This window comes from Cupriavidus basilensis, from assembly GCF_000876015.1.
GTDB lineage: Bacteria > Pseudomonadota > Gammaproteobacteria > Burkholderiales > Burkholderiaceae > Cupriavidus > Cupriavidus basilensis_B.
Genome location: NZ_BBQM01000024.1, coordinates 20,361 through 33,222, shown reverse-complemented (window position 1 = coordinate 33,222; position 12,862 = coordinate 20,361). Strand labels below are relative to the sequence as shown.

Sequence of the window (12,862 nt, the reverse complement as noted above, 5' to 3'; positions counted from 1 at the left end):
CTGTTAACGAAGCGCCCGGATGCGCGGCACCCAGGCTTCCACGCCGCGCTGAATCAGTTGCAGCGCATTCTCGAAGGCGGTGCGAGCGTCGCGGTACGGATCGGGTATGTCAAATTTGGCGAGCTCGCCCATGCGAAACACTCGCCCTGTGGTGGCCGGATGTAGTCGCTGGATGTCTTGCCGCTGCTCGTTGTCCATCACCAGGATCAGATCCGCTGCGGTGGCGATGGGCCGACCGAGTTGCTGGGCACGATGGGCCGAGATATCGATGTTCATTTCTTGCATCAGCTCGATAGCGAACGGATCCGCAGGCTGGCCGGTTAATGCACCGAGGCCAGCGGAGACAACATTGATATCAGGCAACGCTTGCTTCAGGAGCCCTTCCGCCATAGGGCTCCTGCAAATATTTCCAATGCACACGACGAGTACGGTATTGATCATTTCGCGACGTTCGCAGCACCAGTTACGAAATTGCCGCTCGGCAACAACTGGTTGATCACGCGGCTCCAGCGGACTACGCCGGCAGCATCGACATAGACGACGTCCTTCGGCTTGAGTTCGAAGGACTCAGCCAGTGCCAACGAGACCGGCGATTTACCGTCAAGATGGAATATCTCTGCGTCACCATCCGCGCTCTTGCGAATGACATAGAGCTCCCGGGCATCCGCGGAGACGGGATTGACGCCGCCGGCCTCGCCGATAGCTTCATTGAGCGTCAGGCGACCATTGCGCGGCAGGATGCTCATGGGGCGAACGACTTCCCCAGTCACGAAGACCTTGCTGTCCTCGCGTTGTTCCACGCGAACGATGTCGCCATTGCGCAGCAGGATACGGGCAGGGTCAGTCCCTTGCTGGAGTAGCGCTGGCAAATTGACGTAGTAGTTCTTCCCATTGCGCGAGATGCGAATACGGCTGTTATCGCCTGTCAGCACATTGATTCCGCCTGCCCGATTCAACGCCTCGACCAAGGTCATGGGTACATCGTCGATGTTCTGCGGGCCAGGTGTCTTGACCTCGCCGTCCAGGTAGACGCGTTTGCTGCGAAAGGCGAGCACGCGCGCGGTCACCTGTGGCATGGCGACATACGGCTTGAGTTGTGCTGTCAACTGAGCCCTAATTTCGTCGGGTGTCTTGCCGACCACTTCGACCTTACCAGCATAGGGAAACTGTATAGTTCCACTGGGGCTGACCACATAACCAGGCACATTAGCCGCCCCGCTATAGTTGGGGATGTCGTAGGCAGTGCCGATAGAATACGTCTGGGTAGGAAATACGAGTTCGGGGTGGTCCCACACCACGATGGAGAGAATGTCGCCCACGCCCACGGTATATGGCGCGACCTCGGCAAAGAGCTCGTCCACTCCTGCATTGACCGGCTTGGCCGCCGCCTTCAGCGCCTTCACCAGCGCGGGCGTGATCAACGTGACTTTGGGCACCGACTCTGGATCGTCGGGATCGAGGGGGCGCTGCGGATCGAAGCGCATGCCTGGCGCAAGTGCGCAGGATGCCAGCAACGGGATCATTCCCAGCCACAGTACTGCTCTGCCAACGGGCAGCTTGCTTGGAAGCTTGAACACGACTTGATGATTTCCTTGATACCCGAAATTTCCGCGCTGCCCTGCCGTCTCCAGGTGGGCCTTGCTGCGGTGAATCCGCTTGTCCGTCATGGCACTCGTTGGTGTCTTTCCGTCTTGTTTGCGCTGCCGGCGGATATGGACCTTGCGGCGGTGGTTTCGCGACATCTCCTGCTGTCTCTCTTGCAGTGCACCACCGCAGGAGGACCGGCGAAGTGTATGGCCGCTCGGGGTCAATCTTCAAGGCAATACTGGCGTTTTTACCGGGTTTTCTATCCCTACTGAAGGGTGGACCCGACAAAGGTGGGGATGCCCCCGGAAGGGGTATTGCGGAAGAATTCGAACCCTAGTGAAGCTGGATAATTGCGTCGATATTCAGGATATTTAATTCACCATTTATTGATTAATTTTCCTGATATTTGCGGATCTTTTCTTGTTTTCCTGCGCACCAATTCGTCGATGCTTTTTTGATTATTGTTCTTCGGAATCCGAGTACCCTACGAAGGAAGGGGAAGGCTGGGCGGTGAGGCGAGGCAGGCGAAGGCCTGCGGAGTCTTGACGGGACTGACTTCGTGGGGACGCTGCCCCTCTCCCCCGACCCCTCTCCCGCAAGCGGGAGAGGGGAGACAACAGGCGCCGGCTGTTAGTCAGCTGTTAGTCGGAGGGGTGCCGGTCTCCGGTGTCATGCCGTGCGGCGAGCTCGCTCAGGACGAGTGTTTCGTGGGCGAGGCCGGCGGCCAGGGAGAGCAGATGGTCCTGGATGGCTGGCGCCGGGTCGCTCGCGATGCCGGCGGCGGCGTTGTCGCGGGTGACAGTCAGTAGCGCGTGGAGCTGCGCGGCTTTTTCTCCGGCAAGGCTGAGAGGATCTTCGCACGGAGAATGGGCGGTGACGAACACGTCCCTGCCGGTGTGTTCGGCGGTGATGCCGTAGCGGGTGTGCTTATGCATGTAGCACGCTCCCTTGCATCGCGAAGACGCACCAAGAGATGAACATGGATTGCGGCAGTGTCGCTGCCCCGAAGTGGACAGGTGAGAACAGAAGCATTGGATTGCCTCCTTTGTGAGCGAATTCAACACCGCTCCCCGCTGTCAATCGGGGTGGGCGGGCGCAAGACGGGGTTGACAGACCGACACAAAGGAACCGGCGAGCCCGAGGGCTCCCCCACCGAGGCCCGCCCAATGGGCGCGCGAAGGCAGACGGACAAAAAAACCGCCGGAGGCGGTTGTCCGCCCTTTGTGCACGGGCTGTCAAACCCGATCGCTGTGATTGCAGCGATGACCAAGCTTATCTCGGCCCCTGCCCGACGGTAATGTCCCGTTGTCTCATTCGAGCGAATGAAGACGACACGCAGCGCAACATTGTAGCCTCATGCCCGGCACCCCATGTCTCGCGCCGATTTCCCGGGCTTCCGATCTGGTATCGCAAAGCAAAAAAAGAGGGTGTAGGCGCGGGGAGTGCCTACACCCTATCGGGAATTAGCAAGGGGTCACACTTGCCGGGTTGGATTATTGATGGACGCATGGTTCCACGCTTACCCTGCTTCGGTGGGAGCCACGCTTTGGTGGGGAAAGAAACACGATGTCCGCGCCACAGGCGCGGCGGCTTCATCAGCCCGCTTGCCCGCGTTTGCGCGATGCCCCCCAAGGCAGGGTACCGGCGCGCCGCCGCACGAACCAGAATCAGAGCGCGGGCGAAATGATTTCAGGCAGCCGGGCCTGGCGGCGGTATGCCGGCGGCTGGCCTGGCCGATGTTCGAGAGGCGGGACGATGCGCAAGGCGATGACGATTGGCGAAGCGGCTGCGCCGGATGCGCTGGCTTCCGGCGAGGTTTGGGTCGAGGCGCACCTGACCCCGTCGGGCTGGACCTATGGCAGCTACAAGGACCAGGATGCGCATCCGGTGCTGATTCCGCCGCCGCGTGAGTCGCTGCTGACGGTGCGGCGGCATTTCGTGGTGGCTGGCACGGCGGCGCCGCGCCGGCTGAGCGAGATCCGCACCACGCGCGCGAATTCGGCCCGCGAGATTGCGCGCCTGCTGGAAGCCTTCGGCGAGCCGCATTTCAATGTGCGGTCGCAACAAGTGCCGCGCGTGCCCAGCCTCGGGCTTTGACGCCGGTGGCCGCGGCCGGGCGGCCGTCCGCCCGAATATCTCTCCAAATATCCCTCCGAATATCCCTCCATTCATCCTTTTGGCCCCTCTCCTGAGGGCGCATACCGGGTAAAAGCCCGATTGCCGGCATGGCCGCCCGGCCTCAAAATACGGAAATACCATCCTGCCGGGCACCTGCGCTGCCCATCTGCCCCTGCGCACCGGCCTGGCGGTACCCAGACGAAACGAGACCTAGTAAAAACAATGAAAGTTTCGACCACCAATGTCCTCAACGTCCTGGAGCAAGACGAAATCGACGCCGTGCGCGAGCTGACCCGCCGTATCTCGCAGCCGCGCGGCTTCGTGGTACTGCGCGCGGCCTTCATGCTGTCAGCGGCGGTGGCGGTGCTGTGCTTCGCGGCGAGCAGCTTCCACCTCGAGGATTTCCAGAACGTGGGGATCGGCGCCGCGGTGCTGGGCGCGGTGCTGTTCGTCGTCGGGCGCGTGGTGTTCGGCAACCGCGACGAGGTTGCCGTGCCGGCCGCCGAGCTGAAGGCGCTGCGCGCGCGCTTGCGCCCGGAGATGTTCGCCAGGCTGGAGGAAGTGGCAGGCCGCCTGACGCACGACGGCCCCGGCGATGGCGTGATCCGCGTGCGCACGCTGTGGCTGTTCTTGTCGGAATCGGTGGCCAGCGAGACCTTGCGGCGCCGCGACGCGCGCGGCCCGGCCAGGGAATCGCAGAAGGGCTGACGGCACTGCGTGCGTCGGGCGCCGCGGCGCCGCGCGCATTGCGCGCCCGCGGCGTTCAGGGATTTTCGTTCAGGGACTTTTCGTCGCGTTGACCAGGCATTCGGACAGCCTGTCGAAATGGCGCAACGCTTCGGGCGTCAGCCCGAGTTGCTTGCGGCGGGCGTCCTCGGTGTCCGTCAGCATGATCCAGCCTTTCTCGCGCATGGACTTCAGACGGGCGTGCAGGGTGGCGGGCGATCCCAGTTCGCTGCGGGCCATCATGTCCCTGACCGACAGGCGCTGCTGCGCCTGGCTGGTACGCGCGATCAGTTCGAGAATCCGTTCTTCGAGGGGGTCGAGCGCCGGCAGCGAGGGCAAGCCCCGCACTGCTTCGGCCAACTGGAGAAAACGCAGGTAGATGTCTGCCGGCCGCGTCACGACGGCATCCTGCGGGAAACGGAGCGCGGTATCCGGCGCGCGGGATCGACTATCATCAGGCCCTTTTTTTATATGCCCTGATGCATTTTACGGCAATGCCCCATGTTCGCCTCCAGTTAAGTATGGCCTTCGTCACAATTGTTTTCTTTGTTTTGGCGATGGCACTAAATGAGTGGCTTTTCCAGCATTTGGAATTTGTGCCTGGAATTAATTGGATTTATTTACCGGCGGGCGTCCGGCTGCTATGCACGCTTTTGTTCGGCGCGGCGGGAGCGGCGGGGCTGCTGATTGCCTCGTTGCTGGTCAATGCCTTTTATCTTTTTCCGGACGATCCCGCGCGCGCGGTCATCGGCGCCATCCTGGCGAGCGCGGCGCCGTACCTGGTCTACCGGCTTGCCCGGCATGCGTTCGGCCTGCGGGCATCGCTGACCAACCTGACCCCGGCGCGGCTGCTGGCGTTCGTGCTGGCATATGCGGTGACAAATCCGCTGCTGCACCACATCTGGTTCGCGCTGCGCGGCAATCGCGCGGCACTGGCGCATGGTTTCCTGGCGATGTTCGTCGGCGACCTGTCCGGCACGCTGATCGTGATCTACGCGATGAAGGCCTTGCTGCGCCTGTGGCCGGCGCGTGCCGCGGGTACGCGAACGTAGCGCGACAAGGGCGCGCCTTGCGCCCGGCCGGTTCCCGCGCCTTACATGAAACCGGCGACGAACCTGCCCAGGGCGGCCTGCAGGACGTCGGAGTTGAGCCCGGAGGCGCCGCTCAGCGGCGGGCACACCAGCAAGGTGGTGGGCCCGTCCACGTAGACCTGGATCGGCTTGCCCTGGTCCGCGGGCTGCAGGACGTGCTGCGTCGGGCAAGTCCCGCCGAAGCCGAAGGCCCGCAGGAAGTCATCGGTGTTGCGCGTACCCAGGCAGACGATCACCTTGGGCTGCCGCTGCCGGCGCAGTGCGCCGATGGCGCGAAAGCGCATGCCGTCGCGGCAGAGTTCGAGGTAGCGTTCCTGCGGGTTGAGCGCCGGCTGGTTGCCGTAGACGCGGGTCCAGTTCCTGGCGCCGGCCTCGCCGGTGGGCAGCGGGAACAGGGTGAGCTTGAACTCCCGGCCCGCGGGGCCGTAGAGATGCTGCTCGAAGTATTCCTTGGCCTCGCACGGCGCCATGCCGCCCGCGGCGTTGCGCACCGCGGCGGCAATGCGCGCGATCTTCTGCTGCGTGGCCGAGCGCGCGAGCAGTTCGCGCTGCCGCAGGCGGAACGCCGCGTCCCACACCAGCGGCGCCGCCACCGGCAGCAGCATGCTGGCCGGCGCAACGGGCTCGCTGTTGGAGCGGACATCGCAAAACCAGAGGCTGGCCGCGGGATTGCCTTCCATGCCCGCGCAGGACCCCAGGTAGGTATCCAGGCAATGGCGCGAGACCGTCACCGCCACGCTGTCCTGCGCCGCTTCGCGCTGCTCGTCCTCCGGCGCGGCGCGCGCCCGGCTGGCGGAAACCCTCGCCTCCCGCCATGCGGATGACTGCATCCACGCCCCCGTTCCGGACCATGCCGGCAGTCCATTTCCCCTGTCGCTCATGCCGCTCCCCAGCAATTGCCCGCACCGTGTGTGTCAGGGCGCCCAGCGCGCGTGGCCCGCTGCGATGGTCGTTTTTGATATAAAAATTATAACAATACGAGCGAGCAGCCATGCGGCATTTCCCTTCCCCTCGCAAGGGGGAGATGACAAAGCGCGCGAGTACGGCTCCTGGCTGCCGCGGACCCCATGCGGCGCGGCAAACGGGAAGACCGCCGGCGCCGCGCGCGGTGGCAACGCGATGCCATTGCGGCGGGTCTTTGGTAGCATAGGCTCCTGCCCCTGCCTGGGATACGCCGCCCACGATGCTTCAGCTTGATCTCAAGACAACGGTCTTCCTTGCATCGATCATGTCGGCCTTGATGTCGGTGGTGCTGCTGTCGGCGTACCGCAGTTTCCCGCGCGGCATCCGCGGCATCGGGGAGTGGGTGGCCGGCTCGCTGGTGCTGGTGGTGGCGCCGATGCTGTTCTGGCTGCGCGACATCGCGCCGGACTGGGTCTCGATCGTGCTGGGCAACGGCCTGCTGCTCGCCGCGGTGGCGCTGTGGACGCTGGGCACGCAGGCCTTCTACGGCCGCCCGCAGGCGCGCGCGCCTGCGGGCGTCGTGGTCGTGCTGGCCACGCTGGCGCTGACGTGGTTCGTCTACGGGCACGAGAGCTACGACGCGCGCGTCACCATCGTGACCCTGGTCATGGGCCTGTTCTTCGGCACGCAGGCGCTGCTGGTGCTGCGCCACGGCGGGCGCGATTTCAGCGCGCGCTTCTTCGGCTTCCTGCTGACGGTGCAGACGCTGGTGGTGCTGGCGCGCTGCGTGGCGAGCCTGTTCTCGGGGCTGGCCGGGCAGAAGCTGTTCGCGTCCGACGACCTGATCCAGGCCATCTACCTGGGTTCCTACACGCTGATGGACCTCGGTCTGTCAGTCGCCTTCATGCTGGTCATCACGCGGCGCCTGCACGTGGAGCTCGACATCCTCTCCAGGACCGATCCGCTCACGCAACTGCTCAACCGCCGCGCGCTCTATGACGCCGGCCAGCGCGAGCTGGAACACATGGCCGGGCATGGCGGCGAGATGGCGCTGCTGCTGATCGACCTGGACCACTTCAAGCACATCAACGACAGCATGGGCCACGCCGAAGGCGACCGCGTGCTGACCGATTTCTCCGCCATGCTCAAGCGCGAGCTGCCGGCCGGCGCGTATCCCGGCCGCTTCGGCGGAGAGGAGTTCCTGGTGCTGCTGCCGCGCACCACCCCGGCGGCGGCGCTGGCGCTGGCCGAGCGCCTGCGGGCAACGTCGTCGCGCTTCTTCGGCAAGCGCGTGGCCGACCTGACCATCAGCATCGGCGTGGCCAGCGTGGACAAGGCCGAACGCCGCCTCGACGGCGCCGTCGGGCGGGCCGACCTCGCGCTGTACCGCGCCAAGAGCGCGGGCCGCAACCGGGTGGAGTCGGTGATGGAGGCGGCGGCCTGACAAACGCCGGGAAGCGCGGGCAGGCTCGCGGCGGCTTGCCGCGCCCCCGCGGACGGCTTCCGTTCAGGCGATCCAGTTCTCGAGCCGCAGCCCGCCGATGCGGGAGAACGCCGCGGTGTCGTCCGTGACCAGCACGGCGTCCAGCGCCATCGCGTGCGCGGCGATCAGCATGTCGTTGGCGCCAGCGCGAAAGGCCACCCGTCAGCGCAGCCACTGCCCCAGCGTCGCCACCGCGATGGTGAGTCCGCCCAGCAGCAGGTTCACCCCCACCGCCCGGCGGATGCGGCCCAGCGCGGCGCCGGCGGCCGGCCAGTCCTGCGCGTCCACGGCGCGGCACAGCGCGCCGTAGGGGCCGGCGAACACGTAGACGAAGATCGCGATCATGAGCAGGCCGGTGCCGAGCATCAGGTGCCAGTGCGGCGGCGCGGCGGCCATGCCCGCCCGGGCGATCATGATGGCGCCGCTGCCGGCGATGACGGCCACCGCCACCCACACCCAGCCGAGGAAGGTGGCGAACACGGCGCGCCACAGGCGCAGCCGCTGGGGCGGCTCCAGCAGCGCGCCGGCGGCCGGGCGCAGGCAGACGTAGGCGAAGAACATGCCGCCCACCCACAGGGTGACGCCGGCAATGTGGAGAAAGCGCAGGACGGGTTCGAGGCTCATGGGCGGCGGCTTGGTGGGGTGGACGGGACGGCCCGGCAAGACGCGCCGGGCGGCACGGTCGGGGCACTGTTGGAAGAATGCCGCATTCTAGCCCCGCGCGTGGCCCGGGTGGGCAGGTTGCATCACCGGGAACCGGCATCGCGCGGCCTTATCGCAACGCGCCGCCGCGGCATGCCCGGGCCGGCGCACCGCTTCTGCTAACCTGTGACCCGGGTCAGTCGCTCGCGGCGGAGGACGGGTAGCCCGGCGGAGTCGCGCCGGGCAGCATGGCTGGTCCGCACACCAATAACAAGATAATCATGCGGCACTCCTTAAAGTATCGGGTAGCCATTGCGACGGCTGTCGTGGTGACGCTCATTGTCCTGGCGCGCGCGCTCTTCGCGCAGTATTACGCCTTCCAGGGCCTCACGGAACTGCGCCAGAGCCAGCAGGACACCCTGGTCAGGATGGTCGCCGGGCAGCTCGACGAGAAATTCGAGGCGCGCGCCACCGACCTGCGCCGCCTGGCGAGCCAGCTCCAGCCCATGCTCGGCCAGCCGCCCGCCGTCATGAAGCGCTTTGCCGCGCAGGCGGTGTCCATGCCGCAGAACTTCAACGCGGTGTTCCTGGTCTGGCCCGACGGCGAGATGGCCTTCAGCACCGCCGTGCCCGACGGGCAGCGCATCCACCTGGGCGACCGCGATTACTTCCGCGAGGTCCTGGACGGCTCGGCGTTTGCCGTGTCGGACCTGCTGCGCGGCAGGCTGAGCGCCGCGCCCGGCGTGGTGATGGCGGTGCCGCTGCGCGCGCCCGACGGCAGGCTGCTGGCGGTGGTGGGCGGCGCGCTGAACCTCTCGGAGAACAACTTCCTCGGCCAGATCGCGCGCAGCCGGGTCGGGCTGACCGGCAGCTATTGCCTGGTGTCTTCCGGCGAGAACCCGCGCTATGCCATGCATGCCGACGCCGGCAAGGTGATGGCCCCGGCCAGGGCGATCGGCGACAACTGCGGGCTGGAGACGCCGCGCGCCGCGTGGGAGGTCGTGAGCCCCAGCCAGCCCATCGTGGCGCGCCACCTGCTGGAGACCAACGGCTGGGAGGTGGTGTCCGTGCTGCCCGCCAGGGAAGCCTATGCGCCGCTGCTGGAGGTGCGCAGCAAGACCATCCTGACCGCTGGCTTCTCGCTGGTGGTGGCGGCGCTGCTGATGTGGCTGGTGATCCGCCGGATGCTGGCGCCGCTGGAGCTGCTGCACCGCGTGGTGGGCGAGGCGCCCGGCAACCCGGCCGCGCTGGCCGCCCTGCCCACCGGGCGCAACGACGAGATCGGCGAGCTGGCGACCACCTTCGGCACGGTGATGCGGCAGCTTGCCGAGCGCGAGGCCGCGCTCTACGCCGCCCGCGACCAGGCCGCCGAGAGCGAGAAGCGCATCGAGGCCATCGCCAACCACGTGCCGGACTTCGTCTCGTTCATCGACGTGAACGAGCGCTACGTCTTCGTCAATGAAGCCTATGCGCGGCGCTTCGGCCTGCCGGCGCGGCAGATCGTGGGGCTCACGCTGCGCGAGCTGTGGGGCACGCCGACCTACGTGGCGTCGCAGCCGTACCTGGCGCAGGCCTACCTGGGCGCCTCGGCCACGTTCAGCCTCGAAGGCCAGGACGGCGGCGAGTGCATGGAAGTCACCTACCAGCCGGCCTGGAACGATGCCGGCGACACGGTGCAGGGCCTGTACATGTTCGCCCGCAACGTGACCACCGAACGCCAGCGCATCCGCAGCCTGGAGGCGCAGACGCTGACCGACCACCTGACCCGCCTGCTCAACCGCAAGGGCTTCGACCGGTGCCTGGCCGAGACCATGACGCGCGCCGGCGCCACCGGCCGCAACGCCGCGCTGATGCTGGTGGACGTGGACGACTTCAAGACCATCAACGACAGCTACGGCCACGCCGTGGGCGACCAGCTGCTGGCGGCCTTCGGCGAGCGCCTGTCGGCCTGCGTGCGCGCCGGCGACGGCGTGGCGCGCATCGGCGGCGACGAGTTCGGCATCGTGCTCGACGACGCCACCGGCACGGCAAGCCTGGAGCGCATCGCGCAGGCCATCGTGCACGCGGCGCGGCGCCCGCATTTCATCGAGGGCCATACCATCGTGGCGACCGCCAGCGTCGGCTTCGCCGTGCACGACCCCCGGGACGGCCAGACCGCCAACGAACTGTTCATGCGCGCCGACATGGCGCTGTACGAGGCCAAGCGCGGCGGCAAGGCCCGCTACACGCCGGCCCCTTCGCCGACCGAGGCGTGAGCGCGAGAACGCGGCGGGCCGCGCGCGCATCGGTGCCATACTGCGGACTTTGCCCCGCCGCGAGGATGACGCCGTGACCGACCCGCTCCTGATCCGCCCCGCCAGCCAGGCCGACTACCCGGCCTGGAAAGCGCTATGGGATGGCTACAACGCCTTCTATGGCCGCCACGGGCCGACCGCGCTGCCGGAGGACATCACGCGCATGACGTGGTCGCGCTTCTTCGATGCCTACGAGCCCGTGCACGCGCTGGTGGCCGAGCGCGGCGGCCGGCTGCTGGGCCTGGTGCATTTCCTCTACCACCGCAGCACCATCCAGATCGGCCCGAGCTGCTACCTGCAGGACCTGTTCACGGCCGAGGCCGCGCGCGGCGCCGGCGTGGGCCGCGCGCTGATCGAGGCGGTCTACCGGCGCGCGCAAGAGGACGGTGCGAAGCGGGTCTACTGGCAGACCCACGAAACCAACCAGACCGCCATGCGCCTGTACGACGCGGTGGCCGAGAAATCGGGCTTCGTGGTGTACCGCCGGCAGTTCTGAGGCGCGCCGCTACGCCTTTCCCGCCGCCCGCGCATTGACGCGCGCGCGGCCGGAAATGTCGGCGCCGGCGTCATGGGCAAGCCGCCGCGTGACGGGAATCGACGCGAACGAGCACAGCCCCACCACGATGAAGGCCGGCCAGAAATCCGACCACTGCAGCGCCGCATGGCCGTTCACCGTGCGCGTGATCTCCAGCACGATGCCGCTGATCGTCACGCCCAGGCCGAGCGAGATCTGCTGCACCACGCTGCCCAGGCTGGTGGCGCGGCCCACGTCGGCGCTCTTGATCTCGGCATAGGTCATCGAATTGAGGCTGGTGAACTGCAGCGCGGGGAAGAAGCCGCCCAGCAGCACCACCAGCCAGATCGCCCACGTCGGCGTGCCCGGAAAGAACGCGCCGCACGCCGCGATGGCGAGGCCCGACAGCGCCGCGTTGTACATCAGCGTGTTGCGGAAACCGAAGCGCCCCAGCACCTTGGACGCGAGCGTGCGCATGAACATGCCGCCGAACGCCGAGGCGCAGGTGATCAGCCCCGAGCGGAACGCGCTCATGCCCAGCCCTTCCTGCAGCACCAGCGGCAGCAGGAACGGCACCGCGCCCAGCCCGATGCGGAACAGCGAGCCGCCCAGCACGCTGGCCTGGAAGGTCGGCACGCGGAAGAAGCGCAGGTCCAGCAGCGGCCGCGGCACGCGGTACGCGTACCAGGCGTAGACCGCCAGCATCGCCACGCCGGCCAGCGCCATCGCCAGCGCCACCCGGGCAGATGCCAGGCCGCCGTCGACCAGCGACAGGCCGAGCAGGAACAGCGACGCGCCGCCCGCCGAGAGCACGAAGCCGGTCCAGTCCAGCGGGCCCGGATGCGGCTCGTGCGTGTTCTTGATGTAGCGGTTGGCCAGATAGATGCCGAGGATGCCGACCGGGATGTTGATGAGGAAAATCAGGCGCCAGTGGAGATAGGTGGTGATGAAGCCGCCGAGCAGCGGCCCCGCCGCCGGCCCGAGCATGGCGGGCACGCTCAGGTAGTTCATGGCGCGGATGTATTCCGAGCGCTCCACCACGCGGAAAATGATGATGCGGCCCACCGGCACCATCATCGCCCCGCCCACGCCCTGGATGAAGCGCGCCACCGTGAACGCGAGCAGCGACGTGGACACCGCGCACAGGATCGAGCCGGCGACGAAGATGCCGATCGCCGCGCGGAACACCGAGCGCGCGCCGTAGCGGTCGGCCAGCCAGCCGCACACCGGAATGAACACCCCGAGCCCGAGCACGTAGCTGGTGACGGCGATCTTGAGCGTGACCGGATCGTGGCCGAAGGCGCGCGCCATCTCGGGCAGCGCGGTCACGATCACGTTGGCGTCCAGGCTTTCCATGAACATCGCGCACGCGACGATCACGGGCACGATGAAAGCCTTCAGGGCAGGTAGCATGAGTGGCGCACGGGCAGGCGGAGGGCGAAACGATCGGCTGCCGCCCGGGAGAATCGCGGAAAAGACCGCGATTATCGCACCGATGCCCGAT

13 protein-coding genes and 1 pseudogene are annotated in these 12,862 nt (G+C 66.9%); 6 read left to right on the top strand and 8 right to left on the bottom strand.

Features of this window, described 5'->3' with window-relative positions:
* Positions 1-3: 3 nt before the first annotated feature.
* The 3 genes from KF708C_RS26210 to KF708C_RS26200 all read right to left on the bottom strand — a co-directional run bounded on the left by KF708C_RS26210 (position 4) and on the right by KF708C_RS26200 (position 2,522).
* Positions 4-441 carry a low molecular weight protein-tyrosine-phosphatase gene (locus tag KF708C_RS26210; protein WP_059413941.1) on the bottom strand — a complete coding sequence of 146 codons (438 nt, stop codon included), beginning with the start codon at positions 439-441 and terminating at the stop codon, positions 4-6.
* Complete coding sequence (locus KF708C_RS26205; RefSeq protein WP_059414205.1) at positions 438-1,577, bottom strand: polysaccharide biosynthesis/export family protein; 1,140 nt, start codon at positions 1,575-1,577, stop codon at positions 438-440. Before KF708C_RS26205 ends, KF708C_RS26210 begins: the two co-directional genes overlap by 4 nt.
* A 651-nt stretch (positions 1,578-2,228) precedes the next feature.
* Positions 2,229-2,522, bottom strand: a complete 294-nt coding sequence (locus KF708C_RS26200; RefSeq protein ID WP_059413939.1) for a hypothetical protein — start codon at positions 2,520-2,522, stop codon at positions 2,229-2,231.
* 820 nt (positions 2,523-3,342) lie between these two features.
* Between KF708C_RS26200 and KF708C_RS26195 the strand changes: the two genes are divergently transcribed.
* Together KF708C_RS26195 and KF708C_RS26190 are read left to right on the top strand one after the other, a co-directional pair.
* Complete coding sequence (locus KF708C_RS26195) at positions 3,343-3,684, top strand: hypothetical protein (RefSeq protein ID WP_020201554.1); 342 nt, start codon at positions 3,343-3,345, stop codon at positions 3,682-3,684.
* A gap of 243 nt (positions 3,685-3,927) precedes the next feature.
* On the top strand, positions 3,928-4,413 hold the full coding sequence (locus KF708C_RS26190) for a hypothetical protein (protein ID WP_059413937.1): 486 nt from the start codon (positions 3,928-3,930) through the stop codon (positions 4,411-4,413).
* Between the two features lie 69 nt (positions 4,414-4,482).
* On the opposite strand, the gene KF708C_RS26185 is transcribed toward KF708C_RS26190, so the two are convergent.
* Positions 4,483-4,830: a winged helix-turn-helix domain-containing protein gene (locus KF708C_RS26185; RefSeq protein ID WP_020201556.1), complete on the bottom strand. Its 348-nt coding sequence runs from the start codon at positions 4,828-4,830 to the stop codon at positions 4,483-4,485.
* Between the two features lie 122 nt (positions 4,831-4,952).
* Here KF708C_RS26185 and KF708C_RS26180 point away from each other — a divergent pair, with 122 nt between their 5' ends.
* Positions 4,953-5,483 (top strand): hypothetical protein, encoded by a 531-nt coding sequence (locus tag KF708C_RS26180; protein WP_370552858.1) that lies wholly within the window; start codon positions 4,953-4,955, stop codon positions 5,481-5,483.
* Between the two features lie 41 nt (positions 5,484-5,524).
* Here the strand turns inward: KF708C_RS26180 and KF708C_RS26175 are convergent, their stop codons facing one another.
* Positions 5,525-6,352, bottom strand: coding sequence for a hypothetical protein (locus tag KF708C_RS26175; RefSeq protein WP_059413933.1), 828 nt, complete (start codon positions 6,350-6,352; stop codon positions 5,525-5,527).
* Between the two features lie 353 nt (positions 6,353-6,705).
* On the opposite strand from KF708C_RS26175, the gene KF708C_RS26170 reads away from it, so the two are divergent.
* On the top strand, positions 6,706-7,869 hold the full coding sequence (locus tag KF708C_RS26170) for a GGDEF domain-containing protein (protein WP_231586584.1): 1,164 nt from the start codon (positions 6,706-6,708) through the stop codon (positions 7,867-7,869).
* A gap of 63 nt (positions 7,870-7,932) precedes the next feature.
* On the opposite strand, the pseudogene KF708C_RS36940 reads toward KF708C_RS26170, so the two are convergent.
* Both KF708C_RS36940 and KF708C_RS26165 read right to left on the bottom strand, forming a co-directional pair.
* Positions 7,933-8,052: pseudogene (locus KF708C_RS36940) on the bottom strand (PIN domain-containing protein); the annotation flags it as partial.
* An 18-nt stretch (positions 8,053-8,070) separates the two neighbouring features.
* Positions 8,071-8,532 carry a CopD family protein gene (locus KF708C_RS26165; RefSeq protein ID WP_059413929.1) on the bottom strand — a complete coding sequence of 154 codons (462 nt, stop codon included), beginning with the start codon at positions 8,530-8,532 and terminating at the stop codon, positions 8,071-8,073.
* 299 nt (positions 8,533-8,831) lie between these two features.
* Between KF708C_RS26165 and KF708C_RS26160 the strand changes: the two genes are divergently transcribed.
* Positions 8,832-10,805: a sensor domain-containing diguanylate cyclase gene (locus KF708C_RS26160; protein WP_043367551.1), complete on the top strand. Its 1,974-nt coding sequence runs from the start codon at positions 8,832-8,834 to the stop codon at positions 10,803-10,805.
* A gap of 73 nt (positions 10,806-10,878) precedes the next feature.
* A complete protein-coding gene (locus tag KF708C_RS26155; protein WP_059413927.1) occupies positions 10,879-11,340 on the top strand; it encodes a GNAT family N-acetyltransferase in 462 nt (153 codons plus the stop codon).
* 9 nt (positions 11,341-11,349) lie between these two features.
* Here KF708C_RS26155 and KF708C_RS26150 read toward each other — a convergent pair whose 3' ends face one another.
* On the bottom strand, positions 11,350-12,771 hold the full coding sequence (locus KF708C_RS26150; RefSeq protein ID WP_020206416.1) for an MFS transporter: 1,422 nt from the start codon (positions 12,769-12,771) through the stop codon (positions 11,350-11,352).
* Between the last annotated feature and the right edge of the window lie 91 nt (positions 12,772-12,862).